The organism is Rhizobium sp. 01T417, assembly GCF_056398905.1.
The window spans coordinates 92,708-111,826 of the sequence record NZ_JBFTQH010000013.1 but is presented as its reverse complement, the minus strand read 5'-3'; the positions used below and the strand labels follow the sequence as shown (position 1 = coordinate 111,826).

General features: G+C 60.3%; 16 protein-coding genes and 1 pseudogene. 9 read left to right on the top strand and 8 right to left on the bottom strand.

What is annotated here, in order from left to right:
- Positions 1-2 precede the first annotated feature (2 nt).
- The 6 genes and pseudogenes from exoK (at position 3) to AC1DPR_RS15305 (ending at position 7,326) form a co-directional block, all read left to right on the top strand.
- The gene (gene exoK, locus AC1DPR_RS15330; protein ID WP_477816614.1) at positions 3-797 is read left to right on the top strand and encodes an endo-1,3-1,4-beta-glycanase ExoK; all 795 of its coding nucleotides are present in this window, start codon (positions 3-5) and stop codon (positions 795-797) included.
- 38 nt (positions 798-835) lie between these two features.
- Positions 836-1,984, top strand: a pseudogene (locus AC1DPR_RS15325) (glycosyltransferase family protein); the annotation flags it as partial.
- 60 nt (positions 1,985-2,044) lie between these two features.
- Positions 2,045-3,043 (top strand): glycosyltransferase family 2 protein, encoded by a 999-nt coding sequence (locus AC1DPR_RS15320; RefSeq protein WP_026371804.1) that lies wholly within the window; start codon positions 2,045-2,047, stop codon positions 3,041-3,043.
- Positions 3,040-3,966, top strand: a complete 927-nt coding sequence (locus AC1DPR_RS15315) for a glycosyltransferase (protein ID WP_113471283.1) — start codon at positions 3,040-3,042, stop codon at positions 3,964-3,966. Before AC1DPR_RS15320 ends, AC1DPR_RS15315 begins: the two co-directional genes overlap by 4 nt.
- Positions 3,963-4,970 carry a glycosyltransferase family 2 protein gene (locus tag AC1DPR_RS15310; RefSeq protein WP_113471282.1) on the top strand — a complete coding sequence of 336 codons (1,008 nt, stop codon included), beginning with the start codon at positions 3,963-3,965 and terminating at the stop codon, positions 4,968-4,970. The genes AC1DPR_RS15315 and AC1DPR_RS15310 overlap by 4 nt, the downstream gene beginning before the upstream one ends.
- Positions 4,971-4,974: 4 nt before the next feature.
- Complete coding sequence (locus AC1DPR_RS15305; protein ID WP_113471281.1) at positions 4,975-7,326, top strand: polysaccharide biosynthesis tyrosine autokinase; 2,352 nt, start codon at positions 4,975-4,977, stop codon at positions 7,324-7,326.
- On the opposite strand, the gene AC1DPR_RS15300 is transcribed toward AC1DPR_RS15305, so the two are convergent.
- Entirely contained in the window at positions 7,327-8,064 is a 738-nt protein-coding gene (locus AC1DPR_RS15300; protein WP_018857328.1) for a metallophosphoesterase, read from the bottom strand.
- Between the two features lie 158 nt (positions 8,065-8,222).
- Between AC1DPR_RS15300 and AC1DPR_RS15295 the strand changes: the two genes are divergently transcribed.
- Entirely contained in the window at positions 8,223-9,323 is a 1,101-nt protein-coding gene (locus AC1DPR_RS15295) for a monooxygenase (protein WP_018857327.1), read from the top strand.
- Between the two features lie 6 nt (positions 9,324-9,329).
- Here the strand turns inward: AC1DPR_RS15295 and AC1DPR_RS15290 are convergent, their stop codons facing one another.
- From AC1DPR_RS15290 to AC1DPR_RS15275, 4 genes are all read right to left on the bottom strand, one after another.
- A complete protein-coding gene (locus AC1DPR_RS15290) occupies positions 9,330-9,794 on the bottom strand; it encodes an RrF2 family transcriptional regulator (RefSeq protein WP_018117230.1) in 465 nt (154 codons plus the stop codon).
- 84 nt (positions 9,795-9,878) lie between these two features.
- Positions 9,879-11,120, bottom strand: coding sequence for an adenylate/guanylate cyclase domain-containing protein (locus AC1DPR_RS15285; protein WP_018117229.1), 1,242 nt, complete (start codon positions 11,118-11,120; stop codon positions 9,879-9,881).
- Positions 11,121-11,150: 30 nt separating this feature from the next.
- Positions 11,151-12,770, bottom strand: a complete 1,620-nt coding sequence (locus AC1DPR_RS15280) for an MDR family MFS transporter (RefSeq protein WP_018857326.1) — start codon at positions 12,768-12,770, stop codon at positions 11,151-11,153.
- Between the two features lie 113 nt (positions 12,771-12,883).
- A complete protein-coding gene (locus AC1DPR_RS15275; RefSeq protein WP_477816613.1) occupies positions 12,884-14,050 on the bottom strand; it encodes an HlyD family secretion protein in 1,167 nt (388 codons plus the stop codon).
- A 136-nt stretch (positions 14,051-14,186) separates the two neighbouring features.
- Between AC1DPR_RS15275 and AC1DPR_RS15270 the strand changes: the two genes are divergently transcribed.
- Positions 14,187-15,089, top strand: coding sequence for a LysR family transcriptional regulator (locus AC1DPR_RS15270; protein WP_025660030.1), 903 nt, complete (start codon positions 14,187-14,189; stop codon positions 15,087-15,089).
- A 9-nt stretch (positions 15,090-15,098) separates the two neighbouring features.
- Here AC1DPR_RS15270 and AC1DPR_RS15265 read toward each other — a convergent pair whose 3' ends face one another.
- The 3 genes from AC1DPR_RS15265 to AC1DPR_RS15255 all read right to left on the bottom strand — a co-directional run bounded on the left by AC1DPR_RS15265 (position 15,099) and on the right by AC1DPR_RS15255 (position 17,743).
- Positions 15,099-15,356, bottom strand: a complete 258-nt coding sequence (locus AC1DPR_RS15265; protein ID WP_245267954.1) for a hypothetical protein — start codon at positions 15,354-15,356, stop codon at positions 15,099-15,101.
- A gap of 52 nt (positions 15,357-15,408) precedes the next feature.
- A complete protein-coding gene (locus AC1DPR_RS15260; RefSeq protein WP_018857322.1) occupies positions 15,409-15,618 on the bottom strand; it encodes a hypothetical protein in 210 nt (69 codons plus the stop codon).
- Positions 15,619-15,691: 73 nt separating this feature from the next.
- Complete coding sequence (locus AC1DPR_RS15255) at positions 15,692-17,743, bottom strand: NAD(+) synthase (protein WP_018857321.1); 2,052 nt, start codon at positions 17,741-17,743, stop codon at positions 15,692-15,694.
- Between the two features lie 275 nt (positions 17,744-18,018).
- Between AC1DPR_RS15255 and AC1DPR_RS15250 the strand changes: the two genes are divergently transcribed.
- On the top strand, positions 18,019-19,116 hold the full coding sequence (locus AC1DPR_RS15250) for a Rossmann-fold NAD(P)-binding domain-containing protein (protein ID WP_477816612.1): 1,098 nt from the start codon (positions 18,019-18,021) through the stop codon (positions 19,114-19,116).
- Positions 19,117-19,119 lie beyond the last annotated feature (3 nt).

The window sequence follows — 19,119 nt, the reverse complement described above, 5'->3', positions numbered from 1 at the left end:
ACATGACGACCCAAATCGCCCATGCGCGAAAACTTTGCCTCGGCCTGATCGCCATTACGGCAGCCTGCGCTTCAGCGCTGCCGGCTTCAGCACAGCAGGCATCCGGAAAGTCCTTCGTCGACGATTTCGAAAAGATCAACCATGGCTTCTGGTACGTTTCTGACGGCTGGAACAACGGCGCCCACCAGAATTGCACCTGGTCGAAGAACAACGCGAAGGCCGAGGACGGCGCCCTTCAGCTTTCGTTCGCCGACGGAAAATCGAACGACCGCAACTACTTGTGTGGTGAGATCCAGACGACCAAGCGTTACAGCTACGGCACCTACGAAGCCCGCATCAAGGCTGGAACAGGCTCGGGGCTGAACTCCRCTTTCTTCACCTATATCGGTCCAGCCGACAAGCAGAAGCACGATGAGATCGACTTCGAAGTGCTGGGCAAGAACACCGGCGAGGTGCAGGTGAACCAGTATGTGCAGGCCAAGGGTGGCAACGAGAAACTCGTTCCGGTTGGCAACAAAGCCGATGAGGGCTTCAATGACTATGCCTTTATCTGGGAAAAGGATCGACTGCGTTACTACCTGAACGGCAAGCTTGTTCAGGACGTTACTGATCCGTCGAAGATACCGTCCAACCCGCAGAAGATCTTCTTCAGCCTATGGGGTTCCGACACACTTTCGAACTGGATGGGGCGCTTCAACTACACGAAGCCAACCACTCTCAGCGTTGACCGCGTGGCCTTCACCGCGCTCGGCGACAAGTGCCAGTTCCCTGAATCGATCGCATGCACGCTCAACTGACCAGCGCGGGCCAAGCCCATACAGCAAAAGGAACGTCGATGCTCAAAGTGCTCTACCTCGTGCACGACCTGGCAGATCCGGCCGTCAGACGGCGGGTGCTGATGCTGCGCGAGGGCGGCGCCGAGGTCGTGCTTGCCGGTTTCCGCCGCGGCGAGAACCGGCTTGCGGAAGTGCATGGCGTCACGCCGATCGAGCTTGGACGCACGGCCGATGCCAAATTTGCGCAGCGCATGAGCGCCGTCGCAAAGGCGATGACCGGCCTCAAGGCTCTGTTGAAGAACGTAGAGAAGCCCGATCTCATCATCGGCCGCAATCTGGAGGCACTGGCCGTCGCGCACAAAGCCAACACGCTTTTCGGTGGCAGCGTTCCCGTTGTCTACGAATGCCTGGATATCCATCGCCTTCTGCTGCGCGACGACGTGGTCGGCAAGGCGATCCGCCGCGCAGAGGCGCATTTCGGCAGGAATGCCAAGCTCATTCTGACCAGCTCTCCGGCTTTCATCGAGAACTATTTCAATCCTCGCTCCGGCGTCAAAGCCGAGATGCTTCTGATCGAGAACAAGGTCATCGCCCTTGACGAAGCCGCTATCGAGCCGGCATTTGGCCGTCCCCTGAAGCAACCGGGCGAGCCGTGGAAGATCGGCTGGTTCGGTGCGCTTCGCTGCCGCAAGTCGCTCGGCCTTCTTGCCGAATTCTCGCGCCGCATGGAAGGCAAGGTCGAGATCGTTCTGCGTGGTCGCCCCGCCTACTCGGAGTTCGAGGATTTCGATGCCTTCGTGCGCGACGAGCCCTATCTTCGTTTCGAAGGCCCCTATCGCAATCCCGAGGATTTGCGGGCGATCTACGACGACGTCCATTTCTCCTGGGCGATCGATTTCTTCGAGGACGGCCTCAATTCGAGCTGGCTCCTGCCGAACCGGCTCTATGAGGGATGCCTGTATGGCGCCGTGCCGATTGCCCTCGAAGGCACGGAGACCGCGCGCTTCCTCCAGTCACGCGACATCGGCCTAGAGCTTTCCGAAGCCAACGTTTCGCAGCTCGCAGAGTTGTTCGAAACCATGACAGGCGAGCGGCACCGCGCATTGAGCGAGGCCGTCGCCGCCAAGGATCGCAAGATCTGGCTTGCCGACCGCAGCGATTGCGCGGCCCTCGTCGCAAGCCTTTCCCGCCTTGTCCCGGCAACCGCAGAGAGGGGCGGTGCCGGCGCAATCATTCCAACAAGCGTGTCTCCAGAAGGGTGGACAACCATGAAGCCTGATGTCGGTGCCAGCGTCTCCAGTCTCATCATCATTCCCTGCCTGAACGAAGAGAAGCATATCGAGGCGTTGCTCGCCAAATTGAGCCTCGAAATCGATCACATGGATGCCCGGATCGTCGTCGCCGACGGCGGCAGCACGGATGCGACACGCGACATCGTCGCTCGCATCAGCGCTGCCGATCCGCGGATCGTGCTCTTGCACAATCCCCGACGGATCCAGAGTGCGGCGGTCAATCTCGCGGTTCAGACCTTCGGCCGTGACTACGACTACCTGATCCGGATCGACGCACACGGCGATTACCCCGCCGATTACTGCCGACGCCTCGTTCAGGAGGCCGTGCTCACCCAGGCGGACTCCGTCGTGGTCGCCATGGAAACGGTCGGCTTCGGCGTCTTCCAGAAGGCAACTGCCTTTGCTCAGAATTCCAAACTCGGGAATGGCGGTTCCAAGCATCGCGAGGGCGCCAAGGGGCATTGGACCAATCACGGCCATCACGCGCTGATGCGCATCGCGGCCTTCGACGCGGTCGGCGGCTACGATGAAACCTTCAGCCACAACGAGGATGCGGAGCTCGACTACCGCCTGAAGCAGGCGGGCTTCGGCATCTGGATGACCGACAAGACGCGAATGACCTACTATCCGCGCTCGACCATTTCGACTTTGTTCCGCCAATATCTTGGCTATGGCAGAGGTCGCGCGAAGAACATCCTGAAGCATGGCAGCATGCCCAATCTTCGGCAGATGCTCCCGCTTCTCGTCGTTCCGGTCTTTATCGGCGCATTTCTTGCCGTTCTGAACTGGGCGGCCGTTATCCCATTCAGCCTCTGGGCCGTCGCATGCGTCGGCTACGGCTTCTGGATGGCCATCGGCCACAAGAATCCATACGGCCCGCTTGCCGCTGTTTCGGCAATGGTGATGCACTTCGCCTGGTCTGCCGGTTTCTGGATGGAGCTTCTGAGCTTCCGCGGCAGAAAGGTCTCTTCATGAACGACATGCCCCCCCTGCAGATCGATATCGGCATTTGCACTTACCGCCGCGCTTCGCTTGACCAAGCGCTGCTTTCGCTTGCGGTCCTCGCGGTGCCCGATGGAGCAACGCTGCGGATCATCGTCGCCGACAACGACAAGGTTCCGAGCGCCAAGGAACGGGTCGATGCGCTTCGTCCGACCATTCCGCATGAAATTGCCTATGTGCACTGCCCGGCATCGAACATTTCGATTGCCCGCAATGCATGCCTGGAAAATGCGACGGGCGATTTCCTTGCCTTCATCGACGATGATGAGGATGCCAGCGAGGAATGGCTGGTGGAATTGCTTGCCGTTGCCAGGAAGACCAAGGCGGATGCGGTGCTTGGCCCCGTCCGCAGCGTCTACTCGTCCACGGCGCCGAACTGGATGCGCGAGGGCGACTTCCACTCGACCCTGCCCGTATGGGTCTGCGGTGAAATCCGCACCGGTTACACCTGCAACGTCCTTCTTCGCCTCGATTCGCCCCATGTGGTCGGGCGCCGCTTCAACCTTGCACTTGGGCGCACCGGCGGCGAGGACACGGAGTTCTTCAGCCACATGCATGCCGATGGCGGCGGGATTGCCTTTGCACCCGAGGCCTATGTTTATGAACCGGTGACCGAAAGCCGCGCTGGCCTGTCCTGGCTTGCCAAGCGCCGCTTCCGCTTCGGCCAGACGCATGGGCGGCTGCTCCAGGAAAAGAACGCTGGCCCGCAGCGGCTAAAGCAGATCGGCCTGGCGGCAGCCAAGGCGGCCTTCTGCTACGGCGCGGCGCTTGCCTGCGTCTTTTCTCCGGTTCTGCGGTATCGCTACGCCCTTCGCGGCCTCATGCATACCGGCGTGGTGAGTGGCCTGCTCGGCGTTCGTGAGATTCGTCAGTATGGAACGGCGGAGGCTGCATGACGCAAACCCAGCCCGACGTCAGCTTCATCGTCGCTGCCTACAATGCCGAGGAGACACTCGCCAAGGCGATCGACAGCGCCCTTGCACAAGAGGGCGTGTCGGTTGAGGTGATCGTCGCCGATGACTGCTCAACGGACGAGACGAGAACCATTGCGCAAAGTTACGCGAACAGGGGCGTGAAGCTCCTGGCGCTTGGGCGCAATGGTGGGCCGGCGGCAGCGCGCAATGCCGCGTTGTCGGCTGCAACCGGCCGGTGGCTTGCAGTGCTCGACTCCGACGACACGGTCGAGCCGCAGCGTTTGCAGCGCATGATCAAGCGCGCAGAGAATGCCGGTGCCCAGATTGCCGTCGACAATCTCCGTGTCATTCGCGCCGACGGCACGCCGCCGGAGACGATGTTTATCCAGCAGTCGTTGGCCGAGACACCTGAGCTGACGCTTCCGATATTCATACGATCGAATGCCCTTTTTCAGACAACGCATAACTTTGGTTATCTCAAGCCGATCTTTCAGCGCGCCTTTATCGAACAGCATGGACTTCGCTTCAACGAAGCCCTCAAGGTCGGTGAGGACTATCTGTTTCTCGCCTCGGCCATGGCGCTTGGTGGGCGTTGCGTGATCGAGCCAATCCCTGGCTACGACTATCAGATTCGTGAGGGATCGATTTCACGCGTTCTTGCCCTTCATCACATCGATGCCATGATCGAGGGTGATAAGGCCTTCCTTCGAGATCACACGCTGGATGCGGAGGCGGCGGCCGCACAGGAGTTTCGCGAACAAAGCCTCCGCCGGGGCCGCGCATTCCTCATCCTCGTACAGAACATCAAAGACCGGTCGATCTCCGGAGCGATCAAGACGGCCTGGAGCAATCCGTCGGCGTTGGCCCATCTGAGGATGCCAATCGCCATTCGGATCAATCGCGCACTCGCGCCGCTTCGCCACTTGGTAAGCCCTCGGACCGACCTTACAGCCATCGATGGCGTGACCCGCTCCCGCAAAGGATAGAGCCATGAACCAACGGAACCTGACCTTGCACAGCACTCTGCCCAAAGCGGCCGACGATTCCGATTCTTTCATCGACATCGATCGCCTGATTGCCATCCTGATCCGGCGCGCCGGATCAATCGCGCTCTGCGTTGCCGCAACCGTGACGCTCGCCGTCATCTTTCTGCTCCTTGCGACCCCGCAATATACGTCGATGACGCAGATCCTGCTCGATGACGACATCGCGAAATACGCGCAGGATCCGACGCCGGCCGCCAGCTCGCAGCAGGTCGACATGCAGATCGCCAGCGCCGTCGAAATTCTCAAGTCGAACGAACTTGCGCTTCGCGTCGTCGATGCCGAGAAACTTCAGGACAATTCGACAATCCTTGACCCTTCGAAGTCGCCAGTTGAGCTAGTCAAGTCCGGCGTGAAGCTGATCGTCAGCGCCTTGGCGCCCGGCGGTCCGCCGGTAACGGAAGACGATGCGCGCAACGGCCGCCGCCAGAAGGCGGCCGCCCTGCTGCAGGAGGCCGTGGCGGTATCGCGGGTCAATCGCAGCTCCGTTCTCGCGGTTTCCTTCCGTTCGACCGACAAGCTTCTGGCACAACGGATCACCAAGGCGTACGCCACCGCCTACCTGAACGATCAGCTGAACGCCAACTTCGACGCCACGGAGAGCGCCTCGGTGTGGCTGCAGCAGCGCCTTGCGGATCTTCGCGAGCGGTCGCAGCAGGCTGCCCTCGATGTCGCGAAGTTCAAATCCGACAACGGCCTCACGTCGGCCAATGGCGAACTGATGTCGGAACAGCAGCTTGCCGACCTGAACAAGCAACTGATCGTCGCCCAGGCAGACAGTGCCAGCGCGTCGGCCCGCTACAGCCAGTTCAAATCGATCATCGACCTTGGTCCGGAGAGCGCTGTGAACAACGCCGCGATCTCGTCAGGCCAAGCGGATAATACCGTGATCAAGGATTTGCGCACGCGTTACGCCGCGGTGAACAAGCGCGAGCAGGAGGTTACAACCAACTTCGGGGAAGACCATCCGCAGGCCGTCGCTTTGCGTGCCGAAAAGCAGGACCTGACCCGCCAGATCTATCAGGAACTGCAGCAACTGACGGCCAGCTACCACAACGAATCCGAAGTCGCGCGCGTACGCGAGGCCTCGCTCCGCCAGAACATCGAACACCTGACTGGCAAGAATTCGGAGGCCGACAGGTCGCTCGTCCAACTCAACGATCTCGAGCAGCGCGCGACCGCCCTGAAGACCCTTTATGAATCCTACCTCGGCAAATACGAGGAAGCCTCGCAGCAACAGTCCTTCCCGATCGCCAAGGCTCGCGTCATCTCTGAAGCCGGCGTGCCGGCATCGCCGTCCAGCCCGAAAAAGACCATGACGCTTGGCCTCGCCATCGTTCTCGGCCTGATGGCCGGGGGTGGACTTACGGCGTTCCAGGAATTCCGTGAACGGTTCTTCCGTGTCGAAGGCGATGTCAGGACGATCCTTGGCCTCAAGTTCCTCGGCTACCTGCCGCTCATCGGCAAGGCGCCGCGGGAGGGTAAGATCTTCCGGCCGCGCACCAATCCGCCGGTCGAAGCCGCCGAAGCAGAGTCGGATGCAACCTTCGAACGCATCATGCGCGTCGTCCTCGAGGCGCCACGCTCGGTCTTCGCCGAAACGCTGCGCAACGCGAAGCTTGCAAGCGACGTCATGTTCCTGGGCAAGTCGGACCGCGTCATCGGAGTCGTCTCGGCGATGCCGGGAGAAGGCAAGTCGACCACGGCGGCCAATTTCGCAGCACTTCTCGCCTCCAGCGGCAAGCGCACGCTGCTGATTGACGCCGACCTGCGCAATCCGGGCCTGACCCGTATGCTGCGGAACCCACCGCAACAGGGTCTTGTCGAAGCAGTCCTCGGTGAGGTTCCGTGGGCGAGTGCCGTCAAGATCGATCCGATAACGAAGCTCGCGATCCTGCCGGTTCTGCCGAACGATCACCTTATGCACACGAGCGAACTGCTTGCTTCGCAGGGCATGTTCAATCTGATGGAAAATGCCCGCAAGATGTTCGACTACATCGTGGTCGACCTTGCACCGCTCGGCCCTGTTATCGACGCCAAGGCGTTTGCTCCGCAGGTAGACGGCTTCCTGTTTGTGACCGAATGGGGCTCGACACCGACATCAGTCGTGCGCGACCTTCTGAATTCCGAGCCGCAGATCAAGTCGAAGATTCTGGGTGTGATCCTCAACAAGACCGACATGACGGAACTCGGCAAGTTCACCAACTTCGGCGGCACTGAACGCTACCGCCACAAATATGTGAGCTACTACACCGAAGAGACGTCAAGGAAGCAGGAGCCCGCAGAAGCCGGCGCCTGATCACGTCTGGAAGAGATGCACGCGCCCTCTCCACAGTCTGGCAACCGTAAGTCTGCCGCTGTGGAAGGCGCCTGTATCAAGGTTGAGCCTCATCGGCAGGACCTCGGGCTCATCGTTCGGCGTATGGCCATGAACGATCACTTTCGGCAGCGGCCGGCTGCTCTCGAAAAAGCGATGGCGGATGAAAACGAGATCCTCGTCGCTTTGCGCATCGATCGGCAGCATCGGATCGATGCCGGCATGAACGAACAGAACATTCGGCGTGTCGACGAAGATCGGCAGGGATCGCAGGAAATCTATGTGCGGCTTCGGTATTGACTGCTTGATGTAGCCCACGAGCTTGGCGGCGTTCGGAAAAACCAGCGGCAGTTGTTCCGGATCGAGCCCGTAGGAGCGTAGCAGCGCATCCGACCCCATCCGCATCCAATCCGAGAAGGAAACCAGACCGTCGAGATAGTCGAGCATCGTGGTCTCGTGGTTCCCGGTCAGGCAGATGCGGTCGAAATTCGCCGCTGGAGGCATCATCAGGTGCGAGATCACCTGTGCCGATGAGGGGCCGCGATCAATGTAGTCACCGAGCGTGATGATAAGCTTGCGCCCCGGGATCACGGCAGCGTCGTCAATGATGGCCTGCTCCGCCTTCAGCAGCAGGTCGTACCTGCCATGAATGTCACCGATGGCGTAGATCGGAATGTCGCCGGGATCCAGTTTCAGCCGCTCATGGACTGTTGAAGGCATGTTGAACCTCTCATTGCGGACAGCGAAGCGTCGCACGCTTCGCATTAGTGCAATCAAGCGACAATAAAATTCAATCGCTCGTGCATTCGTAGAAAAACGCGCCTTATCATTGCACCCGCGATCCAGCAATCCTAGAGGCGCAACTGATAGGAGAAGCGATGGGAACCGTATCGCGGTTTCAAGACCGGACAAGACCAGCCGCGCACCGTATCGAAAGCGAGGAAGAGGCGATAGCCACCGCGCGCCGCCTTGCCGCGGACTTTGCGCTGCAGGCGAGCGAGCGTGACATCAACCGGGTGTTTCCTCGCGCGGAGCTCGACGCCCTTTTCCAGTCGGGACTGACGGCCGTGACCGTGCCGCCTGAGAACGAGGGGCTGGACGTCGGCAATGCGCTTCTCGGCGAGATCGTTGCCATAATCGCTGAAGGCGATTCTTCCATCGGGGAGTGCCTCGAACGCCATTTCACGGTGCTCGAGGAACTCCGGAGTGAACAGAATGAAGAGCGAAAGGCACTCTTCTTCGCTCACGTCCTTGCCGGCGATCATTTCGTCGCAGCAGCTTTTCCCGAAGCCGGTGCGGCTGTTCCCTCCGGCCTCCATTATCAATTAAGCGGCCGGAGCTTGCGTGCGCCCGGCATCCTCTTTGCCGATTGGATCGCTGTCGACGCGACTGACACGCAAGGGCAATCGGTTCGCTTCTACCTTCCCCGCGAAGCCGCGGGCCTGCAGATCATCGATGACTGGGATGGTTTCGGGCAACGGACGAATGGCGCCGGAACCGCTGTCGCCCAAGGTGTCACCGGGAACGCCGAAGAGACGGACAATCAACGGCAACGCCACTCGACCAGTTCGGCGCTGGCCGCCCTACTCCATGCAGGCACGGACCTCGGCATTGCCCGGGCCGCGCTCGCCAACCTCCGGGAGGCGCCGCTCTCAGCCAGCATCGGCAAGCTTGCCCTTTCCGTGCAGGCGACTGCAGCGCTCCTGGAAAGCGCCGGCAACAAACTCGATTTTTCCCAGGTCGGCCCATCGACCGGCGCGGTCGAACTCGCGTTCTTCTCCGCTTCAGCTGCCAAGATCATGGCAAGCAGGACGGCCCTGGAAGTCGCCAACGCACTGTTCGAGCTGTCGGGCTCCGGCGCGACAAGCATCGGCCGGAATCTCGATCGACATTGGAGAAATGCGCGAATTCGCGCGAATGATGCGGCCGACGACGATCTTTACCGGGCGGCAGCAGAGCATTATTTTGGCGGTAGCTGATGCTGCTTAGTTGGCAACCGAGATAGCGACTTCCTCGTCCGCATCGTCCAGCTTGCTGCCCGACGCGACGAACTGCTCAAGCGTCATATTGTCAAGAATGTCTGCGATCGCATCGCGGACCTCAGTCATGGAGCGCCGCACCTGACAGTTTTCGGGATCGGAACAGTCGTCGCAGGCTTCGTAAGCTGTACGGCTCGCACAGCGAATAGGCGCCAAAGGCCCGTCAAGCGTGCGGATGACGTGGCCAATGCGAATTTCAGACGCCGGACGCGACAGCGAGTACCCGCCACCGGGGCCCTTTTTCGACCGAAGAATGCCGACATTTCGCAATTCGAGAAGAATCGTATCCAGGAATTTCTTCGGAATGTTGTTGCGCGAAGCAACGTCATTGATGAAGGCGGTTTCCCCCGGCGCAAGCCGCGCCAAGTCAACCAGCGCCTTCAGCCCATACTTTCCCTTTTTCGTCAGCATTTCTTGTTGCCTTACGCCCCCGTACTCTCCATCCCCATTATTCAGCAAATAACGCCAAAACCGTGAACACACAACAAATAGCTATTATTTATATAGTTTATATTCGCCTTCTGCTCGCCCCGGGAACGACTCCGGAAGGCGAAAGAGCTCGACCTTCTCCGAGAAGCCCTTGAGCGCGTGCCAGCCCACCGAGACGGCCTCGGCCTGAGCCTCGCACCGGAATGCATCGGACATCAGGAGCGGGACGCGAAGATCTCCGCATGCCGTTTGGATGCGGCTGACCAGATTCACGTCGGGACCGATCAACGTGAAATCGAGGCGGCGACCGGATCCGATATTGCCGTAGCTGACTTCGCCATGGTGCAGGGCGATCCCGACGTTGAGAGCGATATCGCCGAACTCGAATTTATCGATCTCACGCAGAATGTCCTTGGCGGCGATCAATGCCGAAGCGCTACTGCGGGCCGGATCATAGCCAGGAAAGAACGCAAGGACGGCATCGCCCATAAATTTCAGAACTTCGCCGCCTTCGCGCGTGATGGCGGGAATGACCTTGTCGAAATAGGCGTTGAGCAACTCGAGCACGCTGTTGCTTGGCAGCCTGTTGGATATCTCCGTGAACCCGCGCAGATCGCAAAGCAGAAGAGCCGCCTCAATGGACTCGATCTCGCCCTGCCGGACTCGCCCGGCAAGGATGCGCTGCGCTGTGAGCGGACCGATATAGGTGTCGAGCAGGCTGAGTTCGACTTGACGCATCACCCGCAATTCGCAGGTGTTGCGCAACGCCGGGAGGATCCGCTCGAGAGCCTGGATTTCGGCAGGTGTAAAGCCGCCGGGCCGCCGGGTCCCGAAGGCAGCCGCGCTCACCGGCCCGTCGGCATTGCAAAGAGGCGCGATCATCAATTGCACGAGGCCACGGCCTGCAAAGATATCGATATCCTGCCAGCGGCCGTGCATGCTGTCACCCAGCCCGACAACCAGCGGCTCGCGGCTGTCCATGACCTTGCGCAAAGGACTGCTGGCAAAGGTCTGGCGCGCGCTGTGTTCGCGATCGTGGATCTCGACCGGATCGCCCGGAGCCCAGGCAAGCGTACGGCCAATCAGTTCCGGATGAAGCGTCATGAGATGAAGCGTCATGCGATCGATAGGCAGTCCGAGTGCCAGTAGGCGGCGGCCGAGGGTGGAGATCAGGCCGGGCTCATCGAGCGCATGGCATTCATCGCCGGAGAGCCACTCGATCAACGACAGCAGCGAGTTTGTATTGCCTGCTACGCGATCTGTCTTTGAGGGGCGGGTCTCGGTTTCGATTTGGAGGATGCGGTTCATGGCGTTTCTCCCTGGTGGCGGAGTGAGGCGCTAGTGAGCGCCGCCCCCGGACAGATGACCCGGCTTCTTCAGCAGCAGCGTTGCGAGCAGTGCGACGAGCAATGCAGCACCGAGCACGAAGAATGTGTCGCTGAAGGCCATGATGTTGGCCTGCTTGCGCAGCTTGAGCGCGATGGCGACGACGGCCTTGTTGGTGGCAACGGCCTGATCGCTGACACCGTGACTCATGAAGTAGGCGGTCAGTTTCGCTACACGATCCCGAGTGGCTTCTTCGAAGACCGAGATCGAATTCGTCAGGATATTCGAATGGAATTGCTCGCGCTTGCTCAGAAAGGTCTGCAGGCTTGCGATGCCGACGGCGCCTCCGAGGTTACGCATCATGTTGAAGAGCGCGGATGCGGAACCTGCATTTTCCTGTTCGATGCCCGCTGTTGCGACGGCCGAGAGCGGCGCGAAGACAAGCGCCTGCCCGACGGCGCGGATGACGTTTGGCCAGAAGAGCTGGTCACTCGCATAGTCGGCGGTCATGTAGACATTCATGAAATTCGAAGCGGCAAACAGCGCAAAACCGAAGGCGATCAGTAAGCGAACGTCAAAACGCTTCATCAGGCGGGGCACCAGCGGGATCAACAGCAGCTGCGGAATGCCCGTCCAGGCGAGGACCATGCCGATCTGCTCGGAATTGTAGCCCTGGATGCGCGACAGATAGATTGGAAGAACGAAGGCAGAGCCATAAAGGGCGATCCCAAGCAGGACGTTCGCCACAATCCCGAAGCCGAAGTTGCGACGGACGAGGAGCCTGAGGTTTAGCAGCGGATGGGCGGTCTTCAGCTCGATAATGAGGAACAGCGTCAACGACACGACAGCGATGATCGACAGGCGGACGATGAAATCCGATCCGAACCAGTCCTCCTTGTTCCCCTCTTCCAACACCGTCTGCAGGGCGGCAAGGCCGATTGCCATGGTGATGATGCCCGGCCAATCGCCCTTGGCGAGCAGACCGAGTTTCATCGGAGCGCGATCGAGCGACGCCCAGAGCATTCCCACCATGAGCAAACCGGGAACCAGATTGACGTAGAAGATGAACTCCCAGCCGTAGTTCTCGGTCAGATATCCGCCGATGGTAGGCCCGATGGCAGGAGCAAAGGTCGCCGAGAGGGCAAAGAGGGCCAGACCGATCGGCTGCTTGGGCTTCGGCAGAAGCGTGATGATGATGGTGAACGCCATGGGGATCAGCACGCCGCCCGCAAAGCCCTGAACGGCGCGCAGCACGATCATCTGCTGGAGGTTCGCCGCGAAAGCACAGGCGACGGAAAATAGCAGGAACAAAATGGCGTTGGTCAGGAGATACTTGCGGACGGAAAAGACCTGAGCAAGCCAACCGCTGAGAGGGATGACCACGATCTCCGCAATCAGGTAGGAGGTCGAAATCCAGCCACCGTCGTCCTTGCCCGCGCCGATCGCACCCTGGATATCCGCGAGCGAAGCGTTGACGATCTGGATATTGAGGACGGCCATGAACGCGCCGAGCGTCGAACCGACGACGGCGCTCCACATGCGAAAGGCGCTCATCGCAGCTGCGGGCTTCGGAGCCGCAGCGTCCACTGGACGCGGGCTGGAATTGTTGGCGACGATCTGAAGTGTAGCCATGACGTCTCTCCTTCCGGCTATGCGGAAACAATCTCATGACGAGGTTCGGCTGATAATTCGGGAAAGGAGGGAAGGATCATCCAGTCAGGCTGGATAATCCTTCCCGGTACCACCTACCTGACGGCCGCTTTGGTATCGATCTCAGGCTCGACGGACATTCCGGCGCGAAGCAAACCGCTCACTTTCTCGTCGTCGATGACGATCTTTACCGGGATGCGCTGGACGATCTTGGTGAAGTTGCCGGTCGCATTGTCAGGGGGTAGCAGTGAGAACTCCAGCCCGCTCGCTGGTGAAATACTGTCGACATGGCCCTTGATTTCCACGTCGGGGAAACTGTCCACCTTGACCTCGACAGGCTGCCCGGCGCGTACATGAGTGAGCTGTGTTTCCTTGAAGTTGGCGACGACATAGACGGAATGCAGCGGCACGACCGCCATCAACTGCGTCCCCGAGGTTACGAACTGTCCGACTCGAATGGTGCGGGCGCCGACGGTGCCGTCGACCGGAGCGATGATCTGTGTATAGGAAAGGTTAAGTTCAGCCTGATGCTGGGCGGCGGCGGCGCGCTCACGCTGCGCGACAGCCTGCTCGCGCTGTGTCTGAAGAACGGGCACCTTCTTTTCCGCGGCGACCAGCGCGGCCCGATCCCGTTCAAGTGCCGCCTGCGCCTGATCGCGAAGTGATTGGCTCTGTTCCGCCCGCGACTGCGTACCGGCACCATTGGTGATCAGCCGTTGCGAACGGGCCGCATCGGAGCGAGCAAAATCCAGCGTCGCCAGTGATGCATCGATCGTCGCCCTGGCCTGGCCGATGATCCACTGCTGCAGTTCGATCTGCGCATCGAGATTTGTGATGGCTGCAGTTGCGGCCTTGACGTCGGCCTTGACCTGGGACAATGCGGCCTGATGGTCGCGATCGTCGATCTTGGCGAGCACCTGCCCAGCCTTGACTGCATCGTTATCACCGACAAGGACTGCGGCGACATAGCCCGAGACCTTCGGTGCAACGGTCGTATAGTCGGCCTTCACATAGGCATCATCAGTGGATTCGATGAAACGGCCAACCGTCCAATAGTGATGGCCGTAGTCCGCCACAAAGGCGGCACCGGCAAGAAACGCGGCAGCCAAGATCGTCCGCTTAACGAGCTTGCGACCCTTCTTGCCTTTGGCTTCGACGGCAGAGGCAACGTCCGCTGCCGGTGCAGCCGGGGCTTCGGTGACCCTTGCAACCTCGGGCTCGCCGGCCGCCTCGAAGGCTTCCTTGCGGGGTAATTCGACCATTGTCCTTCTCCAGTGGTTTGCCTCGTCAGGCGAGGCTAAATTCGATGAGACAGACAATGCGTCGTTACGCGCGATCTGATAATCTGCTTAAATCTGGAAGGATCATCAACTCAGAGCGGATAATCTAGGGGGTGCAATGGATCGGCTGACGAGCCTCACAGTCTTTGGTCGCGTGGTGGAGTGCGGCGGCTTTTCAGCGGCCGCGCGCCGTCTCAACATGTCGGTGACGATGGTCGGCAACCACGTGCAGTCCCTCGAGGACAGGCTGGGCGTCAGGTTGCTCAACCGCACCACGCGCAAGGTCAGCCTCACGGAAACCGGCAAGTACTACTACGAACGCTCGGCTCAGATACTTGCCGATCTCGAGGAAGCCGACAGCACGGCCGGTGCAATGAGCTCGACACCGCGCGGCACGCTCAAGGTCTATACCAGCGCGGCCATCGTCCGCTTCCTGCTGCCCGTCGTCAGCGAGTATCTTGAGCTATATCCCTCGATCGCGCTCGACCTGAGTGTTGGGGAGAGGATGATCGATATGGTCGAGGAAGGTTACGACCTCGTGATCCGCACGGTGCCGCCACCGGATTCGAGCCTTGTTGTCAGGAAGTTGACGCCATGGCGCCATATCCTGGTCTGCTCGCCGAACTACCTTGAGAACCATCCGGCGCCACAGGTCCCGGCGGATTTGGCAAATCACAACTGCCTCCAATATACGTATTACCCCTACGGAGACGAATGGCGCTTCGAAGATGCAGATGGCGCCCAGATGAGTGTGAAGATTGGCGGCAACGTCGTATCCAACAGTGCCGAGACCCTGCGGCACCTCACGACGACGGGCCAGGGCATATTCCTGGCACCAAGTTTCGTTGTGTTTGATGACATCGCCTCCGGACGATTTGTCCGGGTCATGCGCGACTATCGCGCCGTCGAGTTCAGCATCAATGCCATCTATCCGAACCGCAACCACTTGCCGACGAAAGTTCGCCTGTTCATCGACCTCCTCGCGGAGCGCTTCGCGGAGCACCGGAAATGGATGACGTGAGGGCCTTGGTCAGTTCGTGTTCTGCGTCGGCGGCGGTGCGGTGCTGGGGCTGCTTGCCCCTGCCGGTGCTCTCGGTGCAGGGCTGGTGCCACCGCCCGTCCAAACGCTGAACGCCAAGAGGACCGCGGCAACCACGAAGGCGACAGCGCCCAGCAACGCCCAGGCGGACAGGCTGCGCCCTTCTCGGGACAGCGCCGTTTCCTGCGCTTCGTAAGCAGTTTGCCGATCGCTGGAATGATTGTCCGGCCTGTTGTCATTGGCGGTCATCATTGCACCTCTGGCAACGAAACGCCGGCGGCGTTCGCCAAGTTCCAAGAGATCAGATCAGAGGATCCCGTCCTTCGGCAACGGCGAGGTTCAGTTCGCGGGCGATGTCCTCCGCGTCCCTCTTGCTAAGGCCGACGAAATCCCTTCCGTCCGTTGCCGCCGGCAAGGACGTCAAGGTATCGACGATCGTCCACCTGCCACGCGGCTCCTGACGGATTTCGTAACGGGGAAGATCCTCGGATGGACAAGCTTCATCTGTCACGTTCTTACCGCTACCTCAGAGTGCTCCTGGGCCACATCTGGCGCGATGCATGGCTTTTGCAAGGCATCTCTGCCTACGCCTTTACATCCGGAACGTTCGCTTTCAATTCCTTGAGCCATATCCGGGCGTTGCCGTCCGACGGCGCGCGCCAATCTCCGCGGGGAGACAGGGAACCACCCGACGTCACCTTCGGGCCGTTCGGCGATGCCGACCGCTTGAACTGGCTGATCGTGAAGAACCGAAAGAGGAAGACCTCCATCCAGTGCTTGATGACAGGCAGATCGAAACTGCGGCGCTTGTCGGCGGGGAAATGCGGCGGCCAGACGCCGACCTCGGCGTCCCGCCAGGCATTGTAGGCAAGGAAGGCGATTTTCGACGGGCGAAGCCCGAAACGAGTCGTGTAGTAGAGTGCGAAGTCGTGCAGATCGTATGGGCCGATCTTGTCCTCCGTGCTCTGCATGACGCCATTTTCATCGGCAGGCACCAGTTCCGGCGAAATCAGCGTGCCAAGAACGCTTTCCAATGTCGCATTGGCTTCCTCGTTGAAATCCCCTGAGCGGATCACCCAGCGGATCAGGTGCTGGATCAAGGTCTTGGGCACCGATGCGTTGACGTTGTAGTGGCTCATCTGGTCGCCAACGCCGTAGGTCGACCAGCCGAGGCCGATTTCCGACAGGTCTCCGGTTCCCAGCACCAGCGCGTTTCGCTGGTTTGCCGCGCGGAACAGGAAGTCCGTGCGCAGGCCGGCCTGGACGTTTTCGAAGGTCGTATCGTAGAACGGCTCGCCGCCTGCGAAGGGATGCTTCAGATCCTTTAGCAACTGTAGCGCCAACGGCCTGATATCGACCTCCTCCGCCGTGACGCCCATGCTGCGCATCAAGGCCCAGGCGTTCGACTTGGTGGCGTCGCCCGTCGCAAATCCCGGCATGGTGAAGCAAAGAATATCCGAGCGCGGCCAGCCGAGCTGGTCGAAGGCACGCGCCGCGACGAGTAGCGCATGGGTGGAATCGAGCCCACCCGAAATGCCAATGCAAAGCCGCTTGATGCCGGTCGAGCGCAGCCGCTTCATCAGTCCCTGCACCTGGATGTTGAACGTCTCATAGCAATCCAGATCGAGGCGGCTTTCGTCAGCCGGCACGAAGGGGAAGCGCGCAACATGGCGTTTGAGGCCAATGTCGCCCTTCGGCTTCTTGAACTGGAACCCTACTCGCCGGAATTCGCGACCGGCGGTAAGAGTGAGCATCGCCGCATCATTGAACGTGCCCGTTCGCAGCCGCTCCAGCCGCAGTCTCTCGACATCGATGTCCGCAACGCACATTTGCGACGAAATTGGGAAGCGGTCGGTTTCGGCAAGCAGGCTGCCGAGCTCATAGATGCAGGCCTGGCCGTCCCAGGCGAGGTCCGTCGTCGATTCGCCGGGGCCGGCCGCCGAATAGACATAAGCCGACAAGCTGCGCGCCGATTGTGCCGAGCACAAAAGCTTGCGGGTCTCAGCCTTTCCGACCGTTATGTTGCTGGCCGAGAGATTTGCGAGAATCAATGCGCCGGCCAACGCGCCGAAATCGCTCGGCGGCGCCGGAGCCCAGAGGTCTTCGCAGATCTCGATATGGAAGATGAAATCATCCATGTCCTCGGCGGCGAAGACGAGATCCGTGCCGAATGGCACCACCTCGCCGGCGGCACGAATGCTCTCGCCTCGTACGTCTCGTCCCGACGCGAACCAGCGCTTCTCGTAGAATTCGCGATAGTTCGGGAGATGCATCTTCGGAACGACGCCGAGAATACGACCAGCGTGAATGGCGACCGCGCAGTTATAGAGCCGACCGCCACTCTGCAGCGGCGCGCCGACAAGAAGTACCGGCGTCAGGTCGCGACTTGCCCGGACGATATCGCCGATTGCAGCATCCACACCCCTGAGAAGCGCATCCTGCCCCAAAAGGTCGTCGATCGCGTAGCTGGAAATCCCGAGTTCGGGGAACACCATGAGGCCAACACCTTCGGCGTGTCCCTGCCGCGCCAGTTCCAACGTTGCCTGCGCGTTGAAATCGGGATCGCCGATCTCGCAATTCGGGGTGCAGGCCGCGACACGGACAAAACCTTGATCGTAAACCGAATAGAAATTCACCAATGCCTCCAGCAGTCACGCGCCTTATGACTGACCATTACATCCAAATGCCTCCGGGCAAAACCTGATCTCGCCCACCCGGCAATCTTATTCGACATCGCTCATGCAAGCGGTAAATAGTATCGTTTAAAATGAATGGCTTATCGACAGTTGTGACAATGTGAAAATCAACATCACTGCCCAGAATAAAATTACCAAACTGTCATAAAACTATGGAAGAGACAGCCTATATCGCTCGCGCGCACACTTCGATTTACCCTCTTCCAGAGCGATCAATGTCCAACTTTATCCGCGTCCGCGCCGGGCTGCTTCGGGAAACACATCCCGGTGAGCGTCGCGTTGCGTTGACGCCGGAGGACGTGCGGCGGCTTTCCAAGCGTGTGTCGGTTCGTTTCGAGCGCGGTTGCGGTGTCGGCGCGGGCCACGTTGATGAGGCCTATGTCGTCGCCGGCGGCGAACCGGCCGAGTTCGCTGATATGGTGCCCTCCTCGGACATATTCGTGAGCGTGCGGCAGCCGGCAACCACGCGGGTATTTCCAGCGACCGCGACCCTCGTTTTCCTTGGTTCGCACGCACCCCTGGCCACCCGTCTTCCCAGCGGAGCGCGACCGCTCCACCTCGACATCGCCCGCCTCTCCTGTGTGCAGGGGGTCAAGAGCGCCGACATCTCATCGAGACAAGCGGCAATCACCGGCCACGCCGCCGTCCTTGAGGCCGCCAGGCAGTTCGGCATTTCGCACCCAATGTTGATGGTGGACGGCAGCTTCGTGCGGCCGGTGAGAATGGCTGCCTTGGGCGGCGATGCTGCAAGCCTGCAGGCATTGGCGACCGCCCGTCGCCTCGGCGCACTGACTCATGGCTTTGGCCTTGCCAAGGATTCGCAGGACAAGATCGAACGGCTCGGGGCCAGATTTCTCGGCACGACCCTAGCTCCGATGCCCTTTCCCCGCGCATTGCCGGAGCAACAACTGGCACGGCTTCGCCGAGAGCTTTCGGATCCCCTCTCGAAGATGCAATTGATCACCACAAACGCCGTGATACCCGGTCAAACTGCCCCTCTCCTCCTCGACGAAGACATGCTTTCGCGGCTGAGTCCTGGAACGGTCATTGTCGACCTTGCCGCAGAAAACGGCGGAAATTGCGCACTGACGCGAGCCGACGAAGTCATCAACGTCTTCGGCGTGCGGATCATCGGCTCCACGACACTTGCGAGCCACGAGGCTGCCGAAGCGAGCCGGCATTTCAGTGAGGGTGTGAGAAACCTGCTGGAACACCTGATCAACACGGATGGTGTTCTTAGGCTCGATCCATCCGATCCCACCGCTGCCGCGCTGCTGAAAGAAGTGGCCAAAACGACGCGCGCGTCATCGTGATTC